9 protein-coding genes are annotated in these 26,191 nt (G+C 70.9%); 6 read left to right on the plus strand and 3 right to left on the minus strand.

Translation table 11 applies throughout. The annotated features are described in order from the left end of the window. The first annotated feature begins 37 nt into the window (after nt 1–37). Entirely contained in the window at nt 38–925 is an 888-nt protein-coding gene (locus D0C15_RS26185) for a F510_1955 family glycosylhydrolase (protein ID WP_245976253.1), read from the plus strand. A 15-nt stretch (nt 926–940) separates the two neighbouring features. On the opposite strand, the gene D0C15_RS26190 is transcribed toward D0C15_RS26185, so the two are convergent. After that, complete coding sequence (locus tag D0C15_RS26190; protein ID WP_116050587.1) at nt 941–1,894, minus strand: methionyl-tRNA formyltransferase; 954 nt, start codon at nt 1,892–1,894, stop codon at nt 941–943. Between the two features lie 260 nt (nt 1,895–2,154). Between D0C15_RS26190 and D0C15_RS26195 the strand changes: the two genes are divergently transcribed. The 4 genes from D0C15_RS26195 to D0C15_RS26210 all read left to right on the plus strand — a co-directional run bounded on the left by D0C15_RS26195 (nt 2,155) and on the right by D0C15_RS26210 (nt 20,538). After that, the gene (locus tag D0C15_RS26195; protein ID WP_116050589.1) at nt 2,155–3,543 is read left to right on the plus strand and encodes a lysine N(6)-hydroxylase/L-ornithine N(5)-oxygenase family protein; all 1,389 of its coding nucleotides are present in this window, start codon (nt 2,155–2,157) and stop codon (nt 3,541–3,543) included. A gap of 95 nt (nt 3,544–3,638) precedes the next feature. Then, nucleotides 3,639–4,661, plus strand: a complete 1,023-nt coding sequence (locus D0C15_RS26200; RefSeq protein WP_211323328.1) for an iron-siderophore ABC transporter substrate-binding protein — start codon at nt 3,639–3,641, stop codon at nt 4,659–4,661. 113 nt (nt 4,662–4,774) lie between these two features. Further along, entirely contained in the window at nt 4,775–20,347 is a 15,573-nt protein-coding gene (locus D0C15_RS26205; RefSeq protein ID WP_116050590.1) for a non-ribosomal peptide synthetase, read from the plus strand. Beyond that, nucleotides 20,344–20,538 (plus strand): MbtH family protein, encoded by a 195-nt coding sequence (locus tag D0C15_RS26210; protein ID WP_116050592.1) that lies wholly within the window; start codon nt 20,344–20,346, stop codon nt 20,536–20,538. Before D0C15_RS26205 ends, D0C15_RS26210 begins: the two co-directional genes overlap by 4 nt. Nucleotides 20,539–20,837: 299 nt before the next feature. On the opposite strand, the gene D0C15_RS26215 is transcribed toward D0C15_RS26210, so the two are convergent. Then, a complete protein-coding gene (locus tag D0C15_RS26215) occupies nt 20,838–22,607 on the minus strand; it encodes an ABC transporter ATP-binding protein (protein ID WP_116050593.1) in 1,770 nt (589 codons plus the stop codon). Nucleotides 22,608–22,680: 73 nt separating this feature from the next. Further along, nucleotides 22,681–24,297: an ABC transporter ATP-binding protein gene (locus tag D0C15_RS26220; protein ID WP_116050623.1), complete on the minus strand. Its 1,617-nt coding sequence runs from the start codon at nt 24,295–24,297 to the stop codon at nt 22,681–22,683. Between the two features lie 244 nt (nt 24,298–24,541). On the opposite strand from D0C15_RS26220, the gene D0C15_RS26225 reads away from it, so the two are divergent. Continuing rightward, nucleotides 24,542–26,122, plus strand: a complete 1,581-nt coding sequence (locus D0C15_RS26225; protein WP_116050595.1) for an amidohydrolase — start codon at nt 24,542–24,544, stop codon at nt 26,120–26,122. Nucleotides 26,123–26,191 lie beyond the last annotated feature (69 nt).

Raw genomic sequence — 26,191 nt, forward strand, 5'->3', positions numbered from 1 at the left:
ATGGTCGTCCGACAGGATTCGACGGAGGAGCGGCAGGATGGTCACAGGCTCAGCGCGAGGTACGACATTTCGGCGTCGCGGTATGGCGCCCGCACTCGCGATCGTGATGGTGTTCGTCAGCGCCTGCGGAAGTGCCGAAAGCGGTTCCCAGGGTGAGCACAGCGACGAGCACGGGTCCGTTTCACTCGCGCACGTTCACGGGCTTGGCGTGAATCCGGCCGACTCGACGCTGTACGTGGCAAGCCACCACGGGCTTTTCCGGGTGACCGGCGACGCCGCTCCCGAGCAGGTGGCGGGTCGTACGCAGGACTTCATGGGATTCACCGTCGTCGGGCCCGACCACTTTCTCGGTAGCGGGCACCCAGGGCCAGACGACGCGGACCAGCCCTCGCACCTCGGGCTGATCGAGAGCAGGGATGCGGGCCTGACCTGGACGCCGGTCTCGCTGTCCGGCGAGGCGGACTTCCACGCCATGGAGGCCGAGCACGACCGCGTCTACGGGTACGACAGCGTGTCGGGTCAGATCATGGTCAGTACCGACAGGAAAACCTGGGACCGGCGGGCCCGCCTTGGGCTCGCCGACATCGCGGTGTCACCTGTGAAGGCGGACACCCTCCTCGCCACCACCCGGGAGGGCCTGGTGCGCAGCGGCGATGGCGGGCGCGCCTTCGGGCCCGTCCCGAATGCTCCGGCCTTCGTGGTCCTCGACTGGCCCAGCGCCGACCGGCTCCTGGGTGTGGGCCCGGACGGGCGCGTCCAGGTCAGCGACGACGGCGGTACGACATGGAGTCAGCGCGGCCGCGTTCCCGGTGCGCCACAGGCGATCACCAGTCACGGTGAGTCCGATGTGTACGTCGCGACCGAGGAAGGTATCCACCGATCCGTCGACGGCGGCCGGACGTTCACCGTGCTCCACGAGCTCTGACCGGCGTGCTCCGCCTCAGGTGCGGAGGTCGGTGGTGAGGTAGCCGCCCATCGTGGTGAAGTAGTCGGCCGCGGCGTACTCGGTGCCGTCCTCCGTTCGAACCCGTTCCACGGCGAGTCCGTGGTTGCGGCCGAACCTCGCGTCCGCGCCCGCGACGATGACCACGGCGTCGCCTTCCTTGATGAAGATCCGGCCCGGCGTGCCGCCGTAGTGGCCCTCGGAGACCGACGCGCGCACGATTCGCAGGCGTTGCCCACGGTGGTACGTGAACGCGTTGGGGTAGGGGTCGGACTGGGCGCGGACCAGCCGGTCGATATCGGCGGCGGACCAGGTCCAGTCGATCCGGCTGTCCTCGATCGCCCGCTTGTGGAAGAAGCTCGCCTTCGAGCGGTCCTGCGGGGTCCACTCGGTCTGTCCTGCGGCGATGAGCCCGAGGGACTCGGTGACCACGGGTTCGATCAGTTCGACCGTCTTGTGGAACAGGTCCGTCGTGGTGTCGCGCGGGCCGACCGCGACCGCGCGCTGGAGCACGATGTCACCAGCGTCGAGTTCGGCGTCCATCTTGTGCGCGGTCACGCCCACCTCGGGCTCGCCGTTGATCAGTGCCCAGATCAGCGGTGAGAATCCGGCATAGGCAGGCAGCAGCGAGTCGTGCACGTTCAGCGTGCCGTGCCGGGGGAGGGTGAAGATCTCCGGCGGAATCCAGGTGCGCCAGTTGTTCGCGACGATCAGGTCAGGATCGGCCTCCTTGAGCCGGGTCATCAGTTCCTCGTCGTCGGGCCGGTTGCGCAGGAGAACCTCGACGCCGTGCTCGGTCGCGAGATCCGCGACCGAATCGGACCAGATGCGCTCGTAGGCGTGGTCGGACCTGGGGTGCGTGACGACCAGCACCACCTCGTGCTCCGAGTCCAGCAGTGCGCGCAGGGTCCGATGCCCCCACGTCTGGTACCCGAACATGACAACCCGCATGGGCCCTCCTCATCTCACTCGGCAACGGCGAACCGACGGCAACGGCAAACCGGGTTAGTTAAGCAAGCCTTGCCTTCGTAAGCAATGCCTGACACGGGGACGAACATCACCATCGAAAGTACTAACTGAGGTCGCACTAAGTTAGGTTAGGGTTTCCTCGGTCTGAACGGCTTGGGGCCGCGCGGCACTGGAACTCGCGCGCTCCTGCCGAGACGGGCAACGAGACCGGACAAGCGGCGCTGCCGCGCGATGGGACAGGTATGGCACAGGTATTTCTCGACCACGAGACACCGGTATACGACCTCGTCGGGGTGGGGTTCGGACCCTCGAACCTCGCGTTGGCGATCGCGCTGACCGAGCACAACGCCGCAGTGGGGGCCGGAAGCAGAGACACGGTCACCGCGCACTTCCTCGAGCGTCAGCCCCGTTTCGGCTGGCACAGGGGAATGCTGATCGAGGACGCCACGATGCAGGTGTCATTCCTGAAGGACCTCGTCACCCTGCGCGATCCGACCAGCCGGTTCAGCTTCCTGTCCTATTTGCACAGCAAGGGCAGGTTGGTCGACTTCGTCAACCACAAGAACCTGTTCCCACTGCGGATCGAGTTCCACGACTACTTCGAGTGGTCCGCCGAGCAGGTGGACGACCTCGTCTCCTACGACCAGGAGGTCGTCGCGGTTCGTCCGGTCCGCTCTGCTGAGGACGACGAGGTCCAGTACGTCGACGTGGAGACCAGGACCGCGAACGGCGGGACGGAGGTGTTCCGCGCCCGCAACCTGGTGGTCGCCACCGGGCTTCGGTCGAACCTGCCCGATGGCGTCAACACGTCGGAGCGGGTGTGGCACAACCGGGAACTCATGCACCGGGTGGAAGGCATCGACCAGGAGACGGCCTCCCGGTTCGTGGTGGTCGGGGCCGGGCAGAGTGCCGCCGAGGTGACCGCCTTCCTGCACGGAAGGTTCCCGCGGGCCGAGGTGTGCTCGGTGTTCTCCCGGTTCGGATACAGCCCGTCGGACGACAGCGCGTTCGCCAACCGGATCTTCGATCCGGACGCGGTGGACGAGTTCTACGGTGCGCCCGAGGAGACGAAGCAGCGGATCATGGACTACCACGGCAACACGAACTACTCCGTCGTGGACCTCGAACTGATCGACGACCTGTACCGCCGCATGTACCGGGAGCGAGTGCTCGGCCAGGAGCGTCTGCGGCTGTTCAACGTGTCCCGGCCGGTCGAGCTGGCCGAGTCGGAAGCGGGAGTGCGGATCACCGTCGAGTCCCTCACCACCGGTGAGCGGACGGAACTCGAATCCGATGTCGTCGTGTACTCCACCGGATACCGCCCGGACGACTCCCTGCCACTGCTGGGCGAGCTGTCCGAAAGCTGCCTGCGCGACGAGCACGGGAGGCTGGACGTGGAACGCGACTATCGCGTACGGACCGATCCCGCCGTGCGGACGGGCATCTACCTGCAAGGCGGCGGGACGGAGCACACGCACGGCATCACGTCCTCCCTGCTGTCCAACAACGCGGTCCGCTCAGGAGAGATCCTCCAGTCCATTCTGGCCGGAAAGCGAAACGCGATGCCGGGGGTACCGGAGAGTCGCGGCCCCCAGGCGCACTACGCGGTCAGCGGCAGCGCCGCGACCTAGAAAGCTCCCCGCTCCCTCCGCGCGGCGAGGGCAGGCGGGGCGTGCGATCCGAGATTGTTGTCCATGTCGCGTGAGTTCCCCCGAAAGGTTGATCCATGTCCCCGAATCCCCACTTCCGGTCGTTGCGGCGACTGTCGGCGATGTTGCTGGCGTTCGTGCTCGCGGCCGTACTCGCCGCCTGCGGCGCGTCCGGCGAAGAGCCCGCCGACGAGAACGCGTCCTCCGGCGGCGCCACGTTCCCCATCACCGTGGAGCACAAGTACGGCAGCACGGAGATTCCTGCCGAGCCGAAGCGGGTCGTTACTCTTGGACTGTCCGATCAGGACGCCGTGCTCGCACTGGGGGTCAAGCCGGTCGGCGCCGTCGACTGGTTCAAGGAGGAGCCGTACGGGAAGTGGCCGTGGGCCAAGGAACTCTGGGGCGATCAGCCGCCGGAGATCGTCGGTGAGCGCGATGAATACAACATGGAGAAGATCGCCGCGCTGAACCCGGACCTGATCATCGCGCAGTACTCGGGTATGACCAAGGAGCAGTACGACACGCTCTCCCAGCAGTTCCCCGTCGTCGCCCAGCCCAAGGGGTTCGAGGACTACCAGGCGCCGTGGCAGGACATGACGCGCGCGATCGGGAAGGCGCTCGGCAAGCCCGAGCAGGCCGAGGAACTGATCAGCGGTATCGACCAGCGGTTCGCGCAGGTGCGCGAGAAGCACCCGGAGTGGGCCGAGCTGAGCGCGGTGGTCGGCGAGCCGTACGAGCCGGGCAAGTACTCCGCGTTCTCCCCGAACGACCCGAAGATGGTCTTCCTCAAGGAGATGGGCTTCACCGTCCCCGCGCCGTTCAAGGAGGCCGTCGGGGATCAGAACGTGGCGGACTTCAGCTTCGAGCGCCTCGACCTGATGAACGCCGACCGGCTGTTGTGGCTGGTGGCGGGTCCGGAATCGGAGCAGATGCTGCAGAGCGACCCGCTCTACGCGCAGCTCGAGGTCGTCAAGAAGAACCACGACCTGTTCCTGCCGTACGAGAACCCCGACATCGGTGCGGCGCTGTCCTTCAACACCGTGCTGAGCATCCCGTACGCCATTGACGAGGTCGTGCCGATGCTCGAGTCGGTGAAGTAACCGTTCGCCGCTGATCTCCGCGCCGGCCGGTCACCTCGGTGGCCGGCCGGCGACCGCGGAGCCGACGCCGGTCGCGACCTCCTGCGCCCTGTTTCGATGGAAGGCCTCACGACATGTCCAGCGTGATCAGTACGCCCGGTGGCCACACGCCCGCGGTGGCGCTAACCCGTGCGCAGACCGGGATCTGGCTCGCCCAGCAACTGGAGCCCGGCAGCGCGGTGTACAACATCGCGGTCGATGTGGATCTGCGGGGCGCGGTCGATACGGACCGGCTCGCGGCCGTGGTCCGCACGGCCGTCCAGGAGGCGGAGTGCCTGCACGTCCGGTTCGTGCCCGACGGCAGGACAGCGCGGCAGGTACCGGTCGCCAGGCCGTTCGAGGTCCCCGTGGTCGATCTGAGCGCGAAGGCCGATCCCGAGGCCGCCGCGTTCGCCTGGATGTCCGGCGATCGCGAACATGCAGTGGACCTGGCGAGCGACCGGCTGTTCGCCCAGGCGATCCTGCGCCTCGGACCGGACCGGGTGCTCTGGTACCAGCGATACCACCACCTGCTCATCGACGGTTACGGCATCGAGGCACTCACGCGCCGGGCCGGTGAGCTCTATTCGGCGGCCGTGGACAGCACACCCGCCCCGGTGCGCTGGCCGCTGACCCGGCTGACGGTGGCAGACGAGGAATACCGCGCCTCCGGCAGGGCCGAGGAAGACCGTGAGCACTGGCGCCGCCGGATGAGCGGGGCTCCGGAGCCGGCCAGGCTGGTGAGTCCGGCGGAGGAGTCCGCGCACAGGGGCCTGCGCCGGACGATCCGGTTGAGTGCGCAGGACGCCGCGACACTGCATAAGGCCGCCACCGAAGCCGGTACGAAACTCTCCCGGCTGCTCATCGCGGCCACCGGTACGTACCTGCACCGGATCACCGGTGCGACCGATCTGACCCTGGCGCTGCCGGTCGGCGCCCGCCCGCGGACCGAACCGGACGCGGTACCGGGGATGGTGTCCAACGTCCTCCCGTTGCGGCTCGATGTCCGGCCTTGGCACACGCCGGCCGAACTCGTCGTACAGGTGCGGGAGCAGGTGCGCGCGGCCGCGGCGCACGGCCGGTACCGCGGCGAGGACATCGCCGCGGACCTCGGCCTCGACGGCGGGCTCCGCGACCTCGCGGGGCCGACGGTCAACATCCTGCCCCAACACGGTGATCTCGGATTCGGCGAGATCGACGTCGAGGTCAACTACCTGTGGACCGGGCCGCTCAACGACCTCTCGGTGACCGTCTACGACGGCGGGGCGGGCACGGAGTTGCGCCTCGACCTCGACGTCGACGCGAGTGTCTGTGACGAGGCGGAGCTCGATCGGCACCGCGACGCCCTCCTCAGGGTGCTGCGTGCGGTCGCCGAGCGCCCGGACCGCCCGATCGCCACGATCGACCTGCTCGACGAGGCCGAGCGCGCCAGAGTGCTGGAGGAGTTCGGTGCGGATCCGGTCGAGGCGCCCGAACTGTCCTGGCCCGCGGCGGTGCGGCGGCAGGCCGCCGCGACGCCGGAGTCCCTCGCGGTGGTGTGCGGTGCGGAACGGCTGACCTACGCCGAACTGGACGCTGCCGCCAACCGGCTCGCCCACCTGCTGCGCAGCCGCGGCGTACGCGGGGAGGACGTGGTCGCCGTCGCGCTGCCCCGTACTCCGGAACTCGTCGTCGCACTGCTGGCCGTGCTCAAGGCCGGAGCCGCCTACCTGCCGCTGGACACCGATCACCCGGCCGAACGGCTGGAGTTCATGATCACCGACGCCTCGGTCCGCACGGTGCTGAGCACCAGTGTGCTCGCCGAGGACCTGCCCAGCGTGCCCGGACTGGACCCGGTACTGCTCGACGACACCGGTGTTCGCGCCGAACTCGCCGAGCAGCACACCGGTGCGCCCGACGTGCGAGTTCGCCTGGACCAGGCCGCGTACGTCATCTACACCTCGGGTTCCACAGGCCGGCCCAAGGGTGTGGTGGTGCCGCACGACGGCATCGGCAGTCTGATCGTCACCGCCACCGACCGGATCGGGATCACCGCGGGCAGCCGGGTCGTGCAGTTCGCCTCCGTCGGCTTCGACGTCGCGGTTTGGGACCTGGTGATGTCGCTGTGCGTCGGTGGCACGGTCGTGCTGGTCCCCGCCGAACGCAGAGTCGCGGGCCCGGCCCTGACCGAGTACATCGCCGAACACAAGGCGACCCACATGATCCTTCCGCCCTCGCTGGTGGCCGCGCTGCCACCGGGCGCGGACCTGCCCGTGGGCGCTGTGCTGGTCGTTGGCACCGAGACGGTGCCGGCGGAACTCGTCGCACGCTGGTCGAACCGGCTGCGGGTGGTGGCCGCGTACGGGCTCACCGAGGCAACGGTGAACTCGACGCTCTGGCAGGCCGAGCCGGGCTGGCAGGGCAAGATCCCGATCGGGCGACCGGACCCGAACACCCGGTGTTACGTGCTCGATTCCGCGCTGCGCCCGGTCGCGGTCGGGATGGAGGGTGACCTCTACGTCTCAGGCCGTGGGCTGGCGCGGGGTTATCTCGGCCGGCCCGGACTGAGCGCGCAGCGTTTCGTCGCCGATCCCTTCGGCGGGCCGGGCGAGCGGATGTACCGCACCGGCGACCGGGCCCGCTGGCGGCCCGACGGCAATCTGGACTTCCTCGGCAGGACCGACGGACAGCTGAAGATCCGCGGCCACCGGATCGAGCCCGGCGAGATCGAGAGCGGTCTCATGGGCTGCGCCGGCGTGACACAGGCCGCGGTCGTGCCCGTGAAGGATCAGCGCGGCACCACCCGGCTGGTGGCGTACGTGGTGGGCGATGTGGACCGTGATCTGTTGCGGAACCAGGTCGCGGCCGCGCTGCCGGAGTACATGGTGCCCTCGGCGATCGTCGCCTTGCCGGGTGAACTGCCGCGCACGCCGAACGGCAAGCTGGACGCGGCCGCGCTACCCGCTCCGGACTGGCGCGGTCTCGCGGGCTCAGCCCCGGCCACGACCCCTGGCGAGCGCGTACTGGCCCGGCTTTTCGCCGAGGTACTCGGCCTGCCCTCGGTCGGCGTGCACGACAGCTTTTTCGAACTCGGTGGCGACAGCATCGTCGCCATCCAGCTGGTCACGCTGGCGCGGCGCGCGGGACTGGCCGTAACGGCGAGGCAGATCTTCCGTCACCGCACGGTCGCCGCACTGGCAGCCGTCGCGGGTGCGGCCCTGCCCGAGGGCGACCGGCTGCCCGCACCGTTCTCGCTGGTCCCACTCGACGACGCAGAACTCACGGAGCTCACGGAACTCACGGAACTGGGCAACGCCTCCGGTGGGCTCGCCGACGTACTGCCGTTGACCCCGTTGCAGGAAGGCTTCTACTTCCACGCCGCCTTCGCCAGCGAAGACGGCGGCGACAGCTACACCGTGCAGCAGTCGCTGGACCTGGCAGGCGAGCTCGACCCGGTGGCCCTGCGCCATTCACTGCGAGCGCTGTTACGGCGGCATCCGCTGCTGCGGGCGGGTTTCCGGCAGCTTCGCGGCGGCCGCTTGGTGCAGTTCGTCGCCAGCGGGCTGGATCTGCCCTGGCGGGAGGCAGACCTCTCGGACATGGGCGAGGGGGAGCGGTCCGCGCTGGCCGAGGAGATCGCCGGGCAGGAGTATGCGGCCGGGTTCGACCTGGCAGCTCCGCCACTGATTCGTGCCGCGTTGCTGCGCATGCCGGAACGCCGGTACCGGCTGGTGCTCACCCTGCACCACATCGTGGCCGACGGCTGGTCCGTCTCGCTCATGCTGCGCGAACTCCTCGACGGTTACAGCGTGACCGGGGAGACCGTCGTCGCCGAGAATCTCGCGCACCGCGCGTACCTCGCCTGGCTCGGCGAGCGCGACCGCGAAGCCGCGCGACAGGCGTGGCGAGCGGCCCTCGCCGGAGTCCCGCCCACCCGGCTTCCTGCCGCCTCCGCGAGCGGGGATGTCGCACCGGCCGGGACGGAGCGGATCGAGGCCGGCCTCGACGCGGAGGAGACCGCGGCACTGACCGCTCGCCTGCGCGAGTCCGGTCTGACCCTCGCCACCGCCGTGCAGGGTTGCTTCGGGCTGCTGCTCGGCGGTTTGACCGGGACGCGCGACGTGGTGTTCGGCAGCACCGTCTCCGGGCGCCAGGCCGACATCGACGGGGTCGAGACCATCGTCGGCCCGCTGATCAACACGGTGCCTGCCAGGCTGAGCTGGAACGCCGAAGCCACACTCGCCGGCGTGCTCGCCGGTTTTCAGGAGCAGCAGTCCGCCCTGATCGAACACCAGCACCTCGGCCTCGCCGAGATCCGCCGCGCGGCGGGCGGCAGGGAAGGCACGGACGCGACAGGTCTGTTCGACGCGCTGGTGGTGGTGGAGAACCTGCCGAGCCCCGGTGAGTTGCGCGACGCCGCCGACACGGTGCGGATCACCGGAACACACATCCGCGACGCCGTGCACTACCCCCTCGCGCTGACCGCCGTGCCTGGCGACCGCCTCGAGTTGCTGCTCGACCACGATCCCGCGCGCCTGGGCACCGCTGTCGCACGGCGTATGGCACTGCGGCTGCGCGCGCTGCTGCGGACACTCGCCGAGCGGCCCACGAGCCGGGTCGCCGAACTGGACACGCGGCCCACGGTGGTGGCTGAGGGCGAGCACCCGGCGGGGGAACGCAGGGCGACCCCGGTGACGACGCTGGCCGCCGCCTTCGAGGAACAGGTCGTGCGCACCCCCGATGCCGTCGCCGTGGTAGCCGACGGCGAGCAGCTGACCTATGCGGAGCTCGATCGGCTGGCGGCCCGGCTCGCCACGCGGATCCGGCGTGGTGGTGCCGGGGCGGGAGATGTCGTCGGGATCGCCGTACCCCGGTCACCAGAGCTGCTGGTGAGCATTCTGGCCGTACTCAGGGCCGGAGCGGCATATCTGCCGATCGATGTCGACCATCCAGCGGACCGGAAGCGGTTCCTGCTGGCCGACTCCGGCGCGCGGCTGGTCCTGGCCACCGCAGGCGGCGCGGACGGGTTGCCTGCGGTCGAAGGGGTGGTGTGTCTTGTCCTCGGCGCCGAATCCGCCGATGCTGGTAACGGTGATCCCGGCCCGGCCGACGGGGCGCCGGCCGGGCCGGATCACCCCGCCTACCTCATGTACACCTCCGGCTCCACCGGAACGCCAAAGGGCGTACTGGTCGCGCACCGCGCGGTGCTCGGCCAGCTCGCCTGGCTCACCGAGCATGCCGGGCTCCGCGCGGACGACCGGGTGCTGCACCAGTACTCCGCGAGCTTCGACCCCTCGGTGCAGGAACTGTTCGCCCCGCTGCTGTGCGGGGCCACGGTCGTGCTCGCCAGGCAGGGCGGTCAGCGCGATCCGGAGTACCTCACGGCACTGATCCGGGACGAACGGGTGACGACGGTCGATTTGGTGCCGTCCATGTACCGCGCGTTGTTGCGACCGGAGAACGCCGTCGACGGAGCGTGGTGGCGCAGCCTGCGCAGGGCGTTCAGTGGTGGCGAGGCGCTCACGCACGGGCTCGCCGAAAGCTGGCATGCCCGGACTAATGTCCCGCTGTTCAACGTGTACGGCCCGACCGAGGCCGTCGTCCAGGTCACCAGTGCCCGGTTCCGGCCGGTCAGCGGGGAGGAACCAGACAACCCGGTACCGATCGGACACCCCGTGTGGAACACGAGGCTGTCGGTACTGGACGGTGCGCTCCGGCCCGTCGCGCCCGGCGTCGCGGGTGAGCTGTACATCGCCGGTGAACAGCTGGCCCGTGGCTACCACCGCAGATTCGCCCTGACCGCCGAACGGTTCGTCGCGGACCCTTATGGAGAGCCGGGCGCGCGGATGTACCGCACCGGCGATCTCGTCCGCCGCGAGGCGGACGGCGCGCTCACCTACCTCGGCCGGACCGACCAGCAGGTCAAGGTCCGGGGTAACCGGATCGAACTCGGCGAGGTCGAGGCACGCCTGCGAGCGGTGCCGGGGGTGGCCGGGGCCGTCGCGGTCGCGCGCGAGGACGGCAGGTCGGCGGTCCGGCTCGTCGCCTACGTCGCCCCGGACCCTGGCACGGAACTCGATGCCCCCGGAGTGCGGGCCGCGCTGGCGCGGACCCTGCCCGAGGCCATGGTGCCCGACGACGTCGTGGTGCTGGCGGAACTGCCGCTGACCCCCGGCGGCAAGATCGACCACAGGGCACTGCCCGAACCGGCGTCCGCGCGCGTCCCCGTGCGCGGCGCGGAGGGCGACCGGGAACGGCGGTTCTGCGAGATCTTCGCCGACGTGCTCGGCCTCGACGGTGTGGGCGTGGACGAGGACTTCTTCGCGCTCGGTGGCGACAGCATCCTCTCCATCTCCGTCTCCGGAAAGGCCCGCAGGGCGGGTCTGCCGGTCTCCCCGCGCGACGTGTTCGAGCACCGCACCCCCGCGGCGCTCGCGGTCGCCACCGGCACCGCCGCGCCCGTGCCGGTCCCGGCGGAAACCCCGGGCGGCACGAGTGTCAGCGCGCACGGCGAGGTGCCGCTGCTGCCGATCGTGCACCAGCTGCGCGAGGACGGCGGGCCGATCGGCCGGTTCAACCTCTCGATGCTGCTCCAGGTGCCTGCCGGCGCGGACAGCGCGTCGATCGCCGCGACGCTGCGCGCCGTCGTCAGCCATCACGACGCCCTACGGCTACGCCTGACCCGCATCGGCGCAACCCACGCCGCCGGGCCGGAGCCGGGACGTCCCCAATGTGGCATTGGGGACGTTGAAGTTCCCCAAAGCCACATTGGGGACATCCGAGTCTGGGCGCAGACCAGTGAGCCCGAGGCGGAAAACCCGGCCCCGCTGCTTCGCGTGCCCGCCGAGGGGCTTGACGACACCGCACTGCGTGAGGTGATCGCCGCGGAGTCGGACCGGGCCGTGGACCGGCTGGACCCGGAAGCCGGAATCGTCGTGCAGGCGGTGTGGTTCGATCGGGGGCAGGACGAGCCCGGCAGGCTGCTGCTGGTCGTCCACCACCTCGCGGTCGACGGGGTGTCCTGGCGCATCCTGTTCGCCGACCTCGCCGCGGCCTGGCGGGACATCTCCGCGGGGCGAAGCCCGGCGCTGGACCCGGTCCCCACCTCACTGCGCGGTTTCGCGCTGGCTGTGGCGCAGGAGGCCGGATCCGCCCGGCGGCTCGCGGAACTGCCGTACTGGCTGGAGGTACTGGCGCCGGGAGCCGAGCTCGTCCCGGACGCGAACCGTGACGCCACCGTCGGGCAGGCGCGCGAACACCGGGTGCGCCTACCGGCCTCGGTGACGGCGGAACTGCTGACATCGGTGCCCACCTCCGTCGGCGCCGATGTCACCGAGGTGCTGATCGCCGCGCTCCGGCTCGCCGTGACGCGCGCCGGTCGCGGCGGCGCGGACCTGCTGGTCGACCTCGAACGCCACGGTCGTGAGCAGTTCCGTGCCGACCTGGACCTGGCCAGGACCGTGGGCTGGTTCACCAGTCTGCAGCCGGTGCGCCTGGCCGCGGGTACGGAGCCGCTGGCGGTGCTCAAACGGGTCAAGGAGGCGGTCCGCTCGGCACCCGACGGCGGCCTCGGCTACGGCATGCTGCGCTACCTCAACCCGCAGACCGCTCCGGTTCTGGCCGGCGCCGCGCAGGCCCAGGTGCTGTTCAACTACTTCGGCAGGCTGGAGTCCGGTACCGCCACCGACTGGACCCCCGCCGCGGAGTCCGACGCACTCTCCGTCGAGCCCGACGCCGGGCTGGCCATGCCTTACCCGCTGCAGATCAACGCGATCTGCGCCGACACCCCAGAAGGACCGGTGCTCGAGGCCACCTGGACCTGGCCGGAGGAACGCCGGCCAGGGATGGCGATCGAGGACCTCGCGCAGGGCTGGGTCCAGGCACTGCACGACCTCGCCGAGGCCGCCGGTGCCGGTGCCCACGCGGGGCTGACCCCGTCGGACCTCGCGGTCGTCCGGCTCAGCCAGGACGAGATCGACAGGGTGGAACTGACCAGTCCGGTGCCGGTCGCCGACATCTGGCCGCTGTCGCCGCTGCAGGAAGGACTGTTCTTCCACGCCAGCTACGACAACAGCGCACTGGATGTCTACACCGCTCAGGACACCTTCGACTTCGACCGCACGCTCGATCACTCCCGGCTGCGCCGTGCGGTGGCCGCACTGCTGGGCAGGCATCCGAGTCTGCGAGCGGGATTCACCAGTGACGGTGTCCCGCGGCCGGTGCAGTTCATCGGCGCCGAACCACGCGTCCCGCTCACCGAACTCGATCTCACCGGCCTCGGCGATGCGGAGCAGCGGGAGCGGATGACGCGGCTGCTGGACGCGGACCGCAGGCAGCGTTTCGACCTGGCGGACCCGCCGCTGTTCCGCCTGGTGCTCGTCCACCTCGGACCAGGACACGACCGGCTGGTGCTCAGCCACCATCTGCTGCTGTGGGACGGCTGGTCGCAGAGCATCGTGCTGGAGCAGCTGCTCGCGCTCTATGAGTCCGACGGTGACGAAAACGCGCTGCCCGCGGCCGGGTCCTATCGCGACTACCTGGCCTGGCTCGCCGAGCAGGATCCGGACCGCGCCTCGGACGCGTGGCGCCGTGCGCTGTCCGGCCTGGCGGAACCCACCCTCGTGGCCCCGCCGGAGGCCGGGTCAGCGCCCTCGATCCCGCGCAAGCTGCACCTCGAACTGCCGGGGGAGTTCAGCGACCACCTGCGTTCGACCGCCCGCACTCGTGGCCTCACCTTGAACACGGTGCTCAGCACGGCCTGGGCGCTGGTGCTGTCGGCGGCCGTCGGCCGCGACGACGTGGTGTTCGGGGCGACCGTGGCCGGTCGTCCACCGGAGATCGAGCGGATCGAGCACGCCGTCGGCATGTTCCTCAACACGGTGCCGGTCCGGGTCGCGCTCGACCCGCGTGAGTCCGTTGTGGACCTCCTGCGGCGAGTGCAGGCCGAGCGTACGGGCCTGATGAACCACGAGTACGTCGGACTCGGCGAACTCCAGCGGCTCAGTGGGCATACCACCCTGTTCGACTCGTTGTACGTGCTGCAGAACTTCACCGACGAGAACGCCTTCACGGCCGTGACCGAACGCCACGGCATCACCGATGTCGGCAGTGTCGACGCGACGCATTACCCGCTGACGCTGGTGATCACTCCGGCGAACGCACTCCGGGTGACGCTGGACTACCGCCCCGAGCTCGTCACGCCCGAGACGGCCGCCACCGTCCTGCGGCGGTTCGAGCTGATCCTGCGGCGGCTCTGCGCCGATCTCACGGCGCCGGTGGCCGACCTCGATCTGCTGCTGCCGGACGAGCGTGCCGAGCTGACCGCCGAGTGGGATCGCACGAACCGGCCCGTGCCGGACGAGACCGTGGCGGACATGCTCGCCGCGCAGGTCGCGCGTACCCCGGACGAGCTGGCACTCGTATTCGGCACACAGTCGCTGACCTACGGGGAACTCGACGCCAGGATCAACCGGCTCGCCCGTTTCCTGCTGGCCAGGGGCGCGGGACCGGAACGCGTGGTCGCGCTGGCGTTGCCCAGATCGATCGAGATGGTGGTGGCGCTGTTCGCCGTGCTGCGGACCGGAGCCGCCTACCTGCCGCTGGATCTGGACCACCCGGCCGAGCGGCTGCGGCTGATGCTCGACGACACCGGCCCGCTCTGCCTGCTCTCGGCATCGGCCGTGGGACTCACCGAGGACGCGATCTGCGTCGACGACGCGGCCGTGCTCGCCGCACTCGCCGCACTGGACCCCGGTCCGGTCACCGACGCGGAACGTCCCGAGTTCACCCACGGCACTCCCGGTCGCCTTGAGCACCCCGCCTACGTCATCTACACGTCGGGGTCCACCGGGAAACCGAAGGGCGTCGTGACCCCGTACCGCGGGCTGACGAACATGCAGCTCAACCACCAGGAAGCGATCTTCGGCCCGGCCATCGCGGCGGCGGGCGGGCGCAGACTGCGGATCGCCCACACCGTCTCGTTCGCGTTCGACATGTCCTGGGAGGAACTGCTCTGGCTCGTCGAGGGTCATGAGGTGCACGTCTGCGACGAGGAGCTGCGCCGCGACGCCGAGGCGCTGGTGGCCTACTGCGACGCCCACCGGGTGGACGTGGTCAACGTGACCCCGACCTACGCCCAGCTGCTGATCGAGGAGGGCCTGCTCGGGGGACATGTGCCACCGCTGGTGCTGCTCGGCGGGGAAGCGGTGTCCGACGACGTGTGGACCAGGCTCGCCGAGACCGAAGGGACGTACGGCTACAACCTGTACGGACCGACCGAGTACACCATCAACACCCTCGGCGCGTCCACGATGGACAGTGCCACGCCCGCGGTCGGCAGGCCGATCTGGAACACCAGGGCCTACGTGCTCGACTCCCGGCTGCGTCCGGTGCCACCGGGCTGCCCCGGTGAGCTCTACATCGCCGGGATCGGCCTCGCCCGTGGTTACCACGACCGGGCAGGCCTCACCGCGCACCGCTTCGTCGCCGACCCGTTCGCCACCGAGCCCGGCGAGCGCATGTACCGCACCGGTGACCTGGTCCGCAGGCGTGCGGACGGCATTCTGGACTTCCTCGGCCGGACCGACGACCAGGTCAAGATCCGCGGTTACCGGGTCGAGCTCGGGGAGATCACCGCGGCATTGACAGCGCGCCCCGAGGTGGCCAGCGCCGCCGTCGTGGCGGACGGTTCGGCAGGTGCCAGGCGGCTGGTCGGCTACGTCGTGCTCGCGGAGGGCACCGAGTCCGGTGACTCCGTCCTTTCGCGACTGCGCGCCGGGGTGAAGGCGTCCCTGCCGGACTACATGGTCCCCGCCGCACTGGTCGAGGTGGAGAGCCTGCCGCTCACGGTCAACGGGAAGCTCGACGTCCGCGCGCTGCCCTCGGCCGCGCCGCGGACCGGCACCGGCCGCGCGCCACGTTCCACCGAGGAGGAGGTGCTCTGCGAGCTGTTCGCCGAACTGCTCGGTGTGCCCCGCGCCGGGATCGACGACAACTTCTTCGACCTGGGCGGGCATTCCCTGCTGGCTACTCGCCTGGTCAGCCGGGCTCGTACCGCCTGGGCCGCGGAGCTGACCATCCGCGACCTGTTCGAGGCGCCGACGGTTGCCGAGCTCGTCGAGCGGATCGGCGGTAGCCGTGGTGCCGCGCGCCCGCCGCTGGTCGCGTGGCCGCGCCCCGACGAACTGCCGCTCTCGCACGCCCAGCAACGGCTCTGGGTACTGCAGGAGATGGAGGAGACGTCGGCGGCCTACAACTTCCCGCTGGTGATGCGGGTGCACGGTGCGCTGGACGTGGACGCGTGGCGGGCCGCGCTCACCGACGTGGCCGCCCGGCACGAGGCACTGCGAACCGTGTTCGAGGTCCGCGACGGCGCGCCGCTGCAGCGGGTCGTACCGGCCGGTGCCGCGAGCCCGGTGTGCGAATCGCTCGACGTCACCGGACAGGGCCCTGCCGAGGTGGACGCGACGATCCGTGAGCTCATCACCCGTCCGTTCGACCTGGCCACCGAACTGCCGCTTCGGATGACCCTGTTGCGTGTTGCCGAACAGGAGCACGTGGTGGTGTTGCTGCTGCACCACATCACCACCGACGAGTGGTCCGACCGCCCGTTCCTGCGTGACCTGGCCGAGGCCTACTCGGCGCGGCTCGGGGGCACGGCTCCGTCCTGGGAGCCGCTGCCGGTGCAGTACGCGGACTACGCGCTCTGGCAGCGTGACCTCCTCGGCGACCCGGGTGCTCCCGACAGTCTCGCGGCGAACCAGCTCGACTACTGGCAGCGCACCCTGGATGGAGCCCCCGAAGAACTCGAACTGCCCGCCGACCGGACGCGGCCCGCGCGGCCGAGCTTCGTCGGCGCGGAACACGAGGTGGAGCTGGACGAGCAGACGTGCGCGGCGCTGCGCGATCTGGCCCAGGGCAGCGGGGCCAGCATGTTCATGGTGCTGCACGCCGCTGTCGCCGCACTGCTGCACCGGATGGGCGCGGGCACCGACATCCCGCTCGGCGCGCCGATCGCCGGCCGGACGGACGAGGCGCTGGACGAGCTGGTCGGGTTCTTCGTCAACACCCTCGTACTGCGCACCGACGTGTCCGGGGACCCGGCGTTCACCGAGCTCGTACGCAGGGTGCGCGAGATCGATCTCGCCGCGTTCTCCCACGCGGACGTGCCGTTCGAGGCCGTGGTCGAGCGGTTGAACCCGGTGCGGTCGCTGGCGCGCAACCCGCTGTTCCAGGTCATGGTGGGCTATCACCACCGCTCCGGTGAGCCGCTCGAGCTGCCGGGACTGCGCGTCGAGGACGTGCCGCACGATCCGGGGACGGCGAAGTTCGACCTGGTGTTCAGCTTCACCGAGTACGCGTCCAGCGGCCGGATCAGCTGCCGCCTCGAATACGCGAAGGACCTGTTCGACGCGGCCACGGTCGTCGCACTCGGGGCGCGGCTCGTGCGCCTCGCCGCAGCGGTGGCGGCGGACCCGGGCCGCCCGGTGGGCCGGATCGATCTGCTCACCGTCGCCGAGCGCAGGCTGGTGCTCGAGGACTTCAACGCCACGACCCGGCCGGTGGAGGAGGCAACCCTCCCCGAACTGTTCGCCAGGCGGGCGGCCGAACGGCCGGACGCTGTCGCCGTGAGCGAGCGCGGGCGGTCGGCCACCTACGCCGAACTCGACGAGCAGGCGCGCCGAGTCGCGCGCGTGCTGGCCGCGCGCGGTACGGGCGCGGAGAGCGTCGTCGGCATCGCCGTGCCACGGTCGATCGAGATGGTGGCCGCCATTCTCGGCGTGCTCAAGCTCGGTGCCGCCTACCTGCCGCTGGACCTCTCGCATCCCGCCGACCGGCTGGCGTACATGGTCGAGGACTCGGGTGCGCGGCTGGTCGTCGGCACCGAGGCGGTGGCCGGCAAGATCCCGGCCACCGAGGACTCGGCGTTCCTGGCGCTGGACGACCCCGCGGTGTCCGCCGAACTCGCCGCTGAACTGTCCGAATCGGACAGTGCGGGGCAGGCGGATTCCGCCGTGCGTTCGCTCGAGCAGGCCGCCTATGTCATCTACACGTCGGGTTCCACGGGACGGCCGAAGGGCGTCGTCGTCCCGCACGAGGGGATCGCGAGTCTCGTCGCGACCGCCGTCGACCGCATGGGCCTGAGCAGGGACAGCACCGTGCTGCAGTTCGCGTCGATCGGTTTCGACGTCGCGGTGTTCGAGCTGGCGATGGCGCTGTGCCACGGCGGAACGCTGGCGCTGATCCCGGAGGAGGCGCGCGTCGCGGGACCCGCGCTCACCGACTTCCTCCGTGAGCAGGGGGTGACACAGATGATCCTGCCGCCCTCGCTGGTCTCCGCGCTCCCGCCGGAATGCGAACTCCCACCCGGATCGACGATTCTCGTCGGCACCGAGACCGTGCCACCGGACCTCTTCGACCGGTGGGCGGGGCGGGTCAACCTGATCGCCGCCTACGGGCTGACCGAGGCGACGGTGAACTCCACCCTGTGGAACTCGGGGGAGTGGCACACGGCGGGACGGCAGGGGCCGGTCCCGATCGGGCAGCCCGACCCCAACACGGTCTGTTATGTCCTCGACGCGGGGCTGCGGCCGGTGCCGCCCGGGGTCACGGGCGAGCTCTACGTCGGTGGGCGCGGACTCGCCAGGGGCTACCTCGGCAGGCCGGGGTTGACCGCGCAGCGGTTCGTTTCGGACCCGTTCGGTCCGCCCGGCGCGCGGATGTACCGCACGGGCGACCGCGCGCGGTGGCGCTCTGACGGCAACCTCGACTTCCTCGGCAGGGTGGACGGTCAGGTGAAGATCCGCGGGTTCCGGGTGGAGCTCGGCGAGGTCGAGGCGGCGCTGACGGCGCATCCGTCGGTGCTGCAGGCGGCGGTCGTCGCCGACCGCACCGGGGACATCGTCCGGCTGGTGGCCTACGTGGTTCCGGGATCCGGGCCGGTATCGGGCGCGGAGCTGCGGGACCACGTCGCGCGGACGGTGCCCGAGCACATGGTCCCCGCCCTGGTGATCGAACTGGACGGCCCGCTGCCGCTGACCCCCAACGGGAAGCTGGACCGGCGCGCGCTGCCCGCCCCGGACTGGCGCGAACTGACCGGTGATGCCCTGCCGGTCACCGCCGAGGAGCGGACGCTGGCCCGGCTGTTCGGCGAGATCCTGGAGCTGCCCGAGGTGGGAGTCCACGACAACTTCTTCGAGCTCGGCGGGCATTCGATGTCGTCGATGCGGCTACTCGGCAGGATCCGGTCCGAACTCGGCGCGGAGCTGACCATCCGGGACGTCTTCGACGCCCCGACCGTCGCGGGGATCGCGACCCGGCTGGCCTCCGCCGGGGGCCACCGGCCAGTGCTCGAGGCAGGTTCGCGGCCCATCGATCTGCCCCTCGCTCCCGTGCAGCGGTGGCTGTGGACGCGACTGAAGCAGGACGCGGCGCACGGTACGGACGCGTTCGACCACGCACTGGTCCTGCGCTCCTCCGGCGGGCTCGACACGGAGGCACTGACAGCGGCCCTACGGGATGTGGCGCTACGCCACGAGCCGCTGCGGACGGTGTTCACCGGACGGGCCGGGGAGGTCCGGCAGGAACTGGCCGATCCGCCGTCGCTGGAGACCGAGCGATGCGCGGCCCTGGAGCCCCGGCTCGCCGAACTCGCCACGGAGCGGACCGGACTGCCGGAGCAGCCACCCCTGCGGGCCAGGTTGCTCACCGGCGACGACGGCGCGCAGGCGCTGCTGCTGCGCGCGCACTATCTCGGCGTGGACGAGTGGTCCGTGGTGCCGTTGTGCCGGGATCTGAACACGGCCTACGAGTCGCGGTTGCGCGGGACCGCGCCGGACTGGCACCCGTTGCCGGTGTCCTACGCGGACTACACGCTGTGGTCACGGCAGGTCCTCGGCGATCCCGCGGATCCCGCTGGCATCGGGGCCGCCCAACTGGAGTACTGGCGGCAGACACTGCGGGGGATCCCCGCCGAGCTGGTACTGCCGGTGGACGGGCCGCGGGCGGAGCGCCGAGGACTCGGGCAGGTGCACGAGTTCGTCCTCGACGAGCGGGTGCACGAGGCCGTGGACGCCCTGGCACGGCGCAGCGGCGCGAGCATGTTCATGGTCCTGCAATCCGCGCTCGCTGCAGTGCTCACCGCGCGAGGCGCGGGTGACGACCTGCCTATCGGCACACTCGTGGCCGGGCGCGGGGAGGAGGCGCTGGCGGATCTGGTCGGCTGCTTCGTCAACACCGTCGTCCTGCGGACCGACACGTCGGGCGACCCGGCCTTCGCGGCGCTGCTGGCCCGGGTCAGGGAGACCACGCTGAGCGCTCTCGACCGCCAGGACGTCCCCTTCGCCGAGGTCGCGGCCGTGACCGGTCTGGCGGAGCGGGGGCCGCAGGTGCTGGTCGTGCATCACGAGCAGGCCAGGCTGACCGAACTCGGCGGCGGCGCGGGCGCCTTCGACTCGGTGCACACCGGGGCGTCGCGCGCGGAGCTGACGCTGAGCTTCTACGAACCGAGGGGCGCGGGCCCCGTGCACTGCGAGCTGATCTACGCGAGCGAGCTGTTCGGGCAGGAGACGATCCAGCGCCTCGCCGACGAGCTGCTGGCCGTACTCGCCGTGGCCGTCCGCCACCCCGAGACACCCCTGAGCGAGCTGGCACTGAGCGAGCTGACGACACCGAGGAGGAACGACCCATGACGAACCCGTTCGAGGACCCCGAGGGCCGCTACCTGGTCCTGGTCAACGACGAGGACCAGCACTCGCTCTGGCCGTCCTTCGTGGACGTCCCAGCAGGCTGGCGCCAGGTCTTCGGCGAGGACACCCGCGAGGCCTGCCTGGCCTACGTCGAGCAGCACTGGACCGACCTACGCCCCCGCAGCATCCGCTAACCCGACTCCGCAGTTCCAAGCCGCGAGTTTGCAGTTCCGGTGCCCGACTTTGCAGTTCCGGTGGCTGACTTTGCAGTTCCGGTGGCTGACTTTGCAGTTTCCCAAAGTGTCGGCCGCGGCGAGTACGACACGCACGAGCGCCGCACCAACTCCAGGGCGCGGGATCTGCCAACTCGGGCCTGGGATCTGCCAAGTCCAGCCCCGGATCTGCCAACTCGGGCCCGGGAACTGCCAACTCGGGCCCGGGATCTGCCAACTCGGGCTCCGGAACTGCCAACTCGGGCGGGGGAACTGCCGGGTCAGGCTCGGGTGTCGGACCAGGCTTGCCAGAGGGTGGCGTAGCGGCCGCCTGCCTCGACGAGGCCGGCGTGGGTGCCCGACTCCACCACGCGGCCCGCGTCCAGGACCACGATCCGGTCGGCCGCCGCGGCCTGGGTTAGCCGGTGCGCGACGATCAGGCCGGTGCGGCCGCGCAGCGCGCGATCGGCGGAAGCCTCCAGCTCCCGCGCTCCGGCACTGCCCGCCTCGGCGGTCGCCTCGTCGAGAATGGCGATCGGCGGGTCGGCGAGCACCAGGCGCACCAGAGCGAGCTGCTGCGCCTGGGTGACGGTGAGCCGGTGCCCGCCGTCCCCGATGACCGTGTCCAGCCCGCCGGGCAGCGCGGCCGCCCAGGACAGGGCGCCGATCCGTTCGAGAGCGTCGCGCAGTTCCGCGTCCGTCGCCCCGGGCCTGGCCAGCCGCAGGTCCTCGGCCAACGGCCCCGCGAACACGTGCACCTCCTGGCTGATGAGCGCGACCGCCCGGCGAACACCTGCCGCCCCGAGTTCGGTACTGCTCACTCCGCCGAGGAAAACCGAGCCGCTCGACGGCAGGTGGATCCCGGCGATCAGTTTGGCCAGTGTCGTCTTCCCCGCGCCGCTGGCTCCCACCAGCGCGACCCGCTCACCGGAGCCGATGTCGAGGTCGATGCCGGCGAGCACCTCGTGCCCTTCGACGTAGGCGTGGCTCAGTGCCGCCGTCTTGACCGAGGCATCCACCGGAGCCGCCGAGCCCTCGGACTCCGGATCGGCGGGCAGGTCGGCCACTCCGACGAGCCGGGCGAGGCTGGCTCCCGCCGCCTGCGCGTCGTCGACCAGGGCGAGGGCGGCGTTGATCGGGTTGAACAGGCTCAGGAAGTACAGCGCGGCGGCGGTCGCGGTACCGATGGTGACCAGATCCGCCCCGACCAGCACGAAACCCGCGACCAGCACCGCGGTCAGACCGACGAACTCCGCGAGGTTGAGTCGGGCGAAGAACCTTGTCATCAACCGGATCCCGCGTAGTGCGAGATCCACGGCGTGCCGCGAGCGGGTAGCGACCCGGTCGACGTGCTCGTCGCCGAGCCGGAACGCGCGTACCGTCCTGGCCCCGCCGACGGTGTCGAGCAGCTGGTGTTGCTGCGCCCCGACGGCCACGCGCTGGGCGGCGTAGAGCGGGATCGCGCGGCGGACGTACCACCGCACGGTGTGCAGCTGGATCGGCACCGCGAGGAGCGCGGCGAGCAGGAACCGCCAGTCCAGCACTCCCAGCGCACCCATCGTCAGCACGATCGTCAGCACCGACCTGCCCAGTTCGGGCAGCGCGTCGCGGACGGACTTGGCGATGACCGACACGTCGTTCGTGACCCGCGCGGTGAGGTCACCGGACCCCGCCCGCTCGATCAGTTCCAGCGGCAGCGCCAGCGCCCGCTCGACGAACCGTTCGCGCAGTGTGGCCAGCATGCCCTCACCGAGCCGGGCGACCATGGCCAGTCCTGCCGCGGTCAACAGGCCCGCGGCCACGGCGACGAGCCCCAGCAGGACCACCGGGGTGGTCAGCGCGGCCGCGCCCCGCTGCTGCACGACCACGTCAACGATGTACCCGAGCAGCGGAGCCGTGAGCAGGCTCGCGCCGGTGGCGGCCACGAGTACGGCCAGTGCCACCGATGCGAGCAGGCGATGCGGACGCAGGAGCTCGCCGACGACGGCGCGTACCCGCCTGCCGTCGGCGGTGGGCAGGAGTTCCCGTTCGGACACGGTGGCCGCGCTCATGTCCCTTGCCTCTCTCGCCTGCGGACTGCACATCGCTCGGTGCGGTTCCCGACTCGCTCACGGTGCCGGTCGCTCACGACAGCACCGCCGTCCGGTAGCCGGGATGGGTGTGCACCAGGTCGGCGTGTGCGCCGTCGGCCACGACGCGCCCGTCGGCCAGCAGCACCACCCGGTCCGCCGCGGCGAGCAGCGCCGGGCTGGTGCACACCAGCACCGTCGTCCTGCCACGGCGTAACCGGGCGATCTCGCTCGCGATTCGCGACTCGGTGACGGCGTCGACAGCGGTGGTCGGGTCGTGCACGACGAGCACCGGTGGGTCCGCGGCGAGCGCCCGTGCGAGTGCGACGCGCTGGCGTTGTCCGCCGGACAGCGAACTCCCGCGTTCGGCCAGTACGGTCGCGGCACCCTCGGGCAGGCTCCGGGCGACCTCGTCGGCCGTTGCGGCCGCCATGGCGCGGTCCACGTCCGCGGCGCCGTCGGTGCGGCCGGCCAGCACGTTGTCCCGCACGCTCTGCTCGAACAGGTCCGCGTCGTGCGCCGCCACCATCAGCACCTCCCGCACCCGATCGGGGGCCATCTCGGTCAGGTCGACCTGGTCGAGTTCCACCGAGCCCGCCCCGGGTTCGGCCTCCCTCGCCAGGCAGTCGAGCAGGTCGGCCGCGGCCGCAGGGTCCGTGGTGACCACGCCCAGATGGGTGCCAGGGGCGATGTCGAGATCCACTCCTCGCAACGCGCCGTGTGTGAGCCCGAGCAGCCGGACCCCGCCGCTCGCGGGCGACGCGGGACTCGCGGTGCCGGTGCCGACGGCGTGCGGCGCCGCGAGGACCGACGCGATGCGCGCGGCCGATGCCCTGCCCTGTGCGAGCTCGCCGTTGACCCAAGCGAACATCTGGAACGGCGTGAGCAGGAACTGTGCGAGCCCGACAGCGGCGACCAACTCACCCACACTGATCGTGCCCGCGACGGCCAGTTGCCCGCCGACGAGTGCGACGACCGCGATGAAGACGCCGGTGAGGGCCAGGATGGCCCCGTCATGCCAGGACTGGGCTTTGGCGGCGCGCAGCGTGGCCGCCAGCGAAATCCGGCTGGTACGCCGATAACGTGCCACCGCGGCGGGTTCCGCGCCGATCCCCTTGAGCACGCGCAGGCCCGCGACGAGATCGGCGGCGATACCGGATGCGTGTGCGGCCTGCTCCTGCTCCACACCGCTGCGCCGCTCCAGCGGACGGCCGATCAGGTGGGTGAGCAGCAGCAGCGGAGGCGTGCCCAGCAGGACCAGCAGACCGAGCGGAACGGAGATGCGCAGCAGCGCCACGGCACTGACCAGCAGGCCGGCCACGGCGGCTATACCGAAGGGCAGCACACCGTTGACCGCGCCGACCCGTTTGGCGTCGCCGGTCGCGATGTTGACCAGGGCGCCGGGCAGCCTGCCCGCCTCGGCGCCGCCCCTGGCATGCAGCACTCGAGCGCTCAGTTCGACGCGCAGCCGGTGTGCGCCCTGTTCGGCCGCCCGCTCACCGGCCCGTGCGGCGAACCGGAAGCTCGCCGACAGCCCGGCGAAGACGACGGCCAGCACGACGAGCCAGCGCAGCAGGGCGGGCATCGAGCCGGTGGTGACGGCCTGGTCGATCACCACACCGACGACCACGGGTACCAGCGCCTCGCCGGCCTGATGTGCCGCGGCGAGCATGGATGCTCCGGCGACATACCGCCGTTGCCCGCGGATCGCGCCGCGAAGGACACTGCCGCCGGTCGCCGCCTCGTGCCCGGCGAACCCGATACCGTCCGCCGGTTTCGCAGCGCGCACCCAGAAACACCCTCTCTCGCTGAACCGGCAAACCGGAAGGTAAGGCTACTCTAACTTCGCGGCGAATCAGTGTGACCTCGCACCGATTCGCGCCGGCACAGGACGCCCTCGACCACAAGGAGAGTGAATGCTCGACACCCGGCTGGTGAACGCCCACTTCGTCACGATGGACCCGCAGCGGCCGACCGCGAGCCGGCTCGGTATCTGGCAGGGGCGGGTGGTCGGGCTCGACGAGGAGGTCGACTCGCTGCCCGCACGCGAGGAGATCGACCTGGACGGCGCGACGGTGCTTCCCGGCTTCATCGACGCCCACGTGCACCTCGCCTGGGCGGGTCTGAGCGCGCGCAGCCCGCGGATCGACCCTGCGGCGGGCATCGCCGACGCGCTCACCAGGATCGGCGCGGCGGCCAGGGAGACAGCGGCAGGCGAGTGGGTGGACATCAGCGGCTACGACCAGCGTCCACTCGGCAGGCACCTGACGGCGGCGGAGCTGGACACGGTCAGCGCGGGCCGAAAGGTCTTCGTGGTGCACGACTCCGGTCATGCCTGCGTGGTCAACAGCGCCGTACTGGACCTGCTTCCGGACGGCGTCGATCACGAGAACGGCGTGCTCGCGGAGAGCGGGATGGCCGCGGTGCGAGAACTGCGCCAGCCCTATTCGGTCGCCGAGCTGGTCGACGCCATCGAGCACGCCGGCCGGACCTGCGTCGCGGAGGGCATCACGGCGTGCGCGGAGGCGGGCATTGGTGGTGGCCTGATCAGCCACAGTCCCGTGGAGGTGGCCGCCTACCAGCGGGCGGCCGACAGCGGCCGTCTACCGCTGCGGGTACAGCTGATGGTCGTCGGTGACGCGTTGCGCCGCGCATCCGCGCATCCGGCCGACGGGATCGCGCGTGCGCTCGATCTCGGCCTGCGGACCGGGTTCGGTGGCGACCGGCTCGGTATCGGGGCATTGAAGATCTTCACCGACGGCGGCATGATGCCCCGCACCGCGGCCCTGACGGAGCCCTACGTCGGCCTCGACCACAATGGTGAGCTCTACGCGGACCCGCAGGCCCTCACCGAGTTGATCGTCGACGGACACCAGGCCGGTTGGCAATTGGCGGTGCACGCCATCGGCGACCGCGCGGTGGACGTCGCGCTCGACGCGCTGGAGCGGGCGCGGCGCGAGTATCCCCGGACCGGCACCCGGCATCGGATCGAGCACGCGGGACTGGTGCGGCCGGACCAGCTGCGACGCTTCGCCGAGCTCGAGGTGACCGCCGTGGTGCAGCCCAACTTCCTGTGGTTCCTCGGTGACGACTACGCGGCGATCATGGGGGAGCAGCGCGCGCCCTGGCTCTACCGCGGCCGCGGTTTTCTCGAGCACGGAGTCGCCCTGGCCGGCAGTTCGGACCGGCCGGTCACCCCCGGCGCGCCGCTGCGGGCCATCCAGTTCATGGTCGAGCGCAGCACCAGTTCCGGCAGGACCGTGGGCGGGGACGAGGCGATCAGCGTCGAGCAGGCGCTGCACGCCTACACCCTCGGCGCCGCCCGCGCCTGCAGGTGGGAGGACGTGCTCGGCTCCATCTCGCCGGGCAAACACGCCGATCTGGTCGTGCTCCGGGACGATCCGCGCTCGGTCGAGCCCGCGCGAATCGCGGAGATCGAACTACTCGCGACCATGATCGCGGGTGTGTTCGCGGACACGGCCGGGCCGGCCGACTGACCAGCATGCCGCGTTGATCCCGCCCGGAGAGTTCAGTTAGCCTCACCTCACCTGGTTAGGTGATACGCG

Origin of the sequence: Amycolatopsis palatopharyngis (genome assembly GCF_003385185.1) — a bacterium.
Lineage (GTDB): Bacteria > Actinomycetota > Actinomycetes > Mycobacteriales > Pseudonocardiaceae > Amycolatopsis > Amycolatopsis palatopharyngis.

Coding starts and splice junctions, on each gene's coding strand:
- D0C15_RS26195 (WP_116050589.1), top strand. CDS start 2,155: ATGGCACAGGTATTTCTCGACCACGAGACACCGGTATACGACCTCGTC.
- D0C15_RS26210 (WP_116050592.1), top strand. CDS start 20,344: ATGACGAACCCGTTCGAGGACCCCGAGGGCCGCTACCTGGTCCTGGTC.
- D0C15_RS26185 (WP_245976253.1), top strand. CDS start 38: ATGGTCACAGGCTCAGCGCGAGGTACGACATTTCGGCGTCGCGGTATG.
- D0C15_RS26190 (WP_116050587.1), bottom strand. CDS start 1,894: ATGCGGGTTGTCATGTTCGGGTACCAGACGTGGGGGCATCGGACCCTG.
- D0C15_RS26225 (WP_116050595.1), top strand. CDS start 24,542: ATGCTCGACACCCGGCTGGTGAACGCCCACTTCGTCACGATGGACCCG.
- D0C15_RS26200 (WP_211323328.1), top strand. CDS start 3,639: ATGTCCCCGAATCCCCACTTCCGGTCGTTGCGGCGACTGTCGGCGATG.
- D0C15_RS26215 (WP_116050593.1), bottom strand. CDS start 22,607: ATGAGCGCGGCCACCGTGTCCGAACGGGAACTCCTGCCCACCGCCGAC.
- D0C15_RS26205 (WP_116050590.1), top strand. CDS start 4,775: ATGTCCAGCGTGATCAGTACGCCCGGTGGCCACACGCCCGCGGTGGCG.
- D0C15_RS26220 (WP_116050623.1), bottom strand. CDS start 24,297: ATGCTCGCCGCGGCACATCAGGCCGGCGAGGCGCTGGTACCCGTGGTC.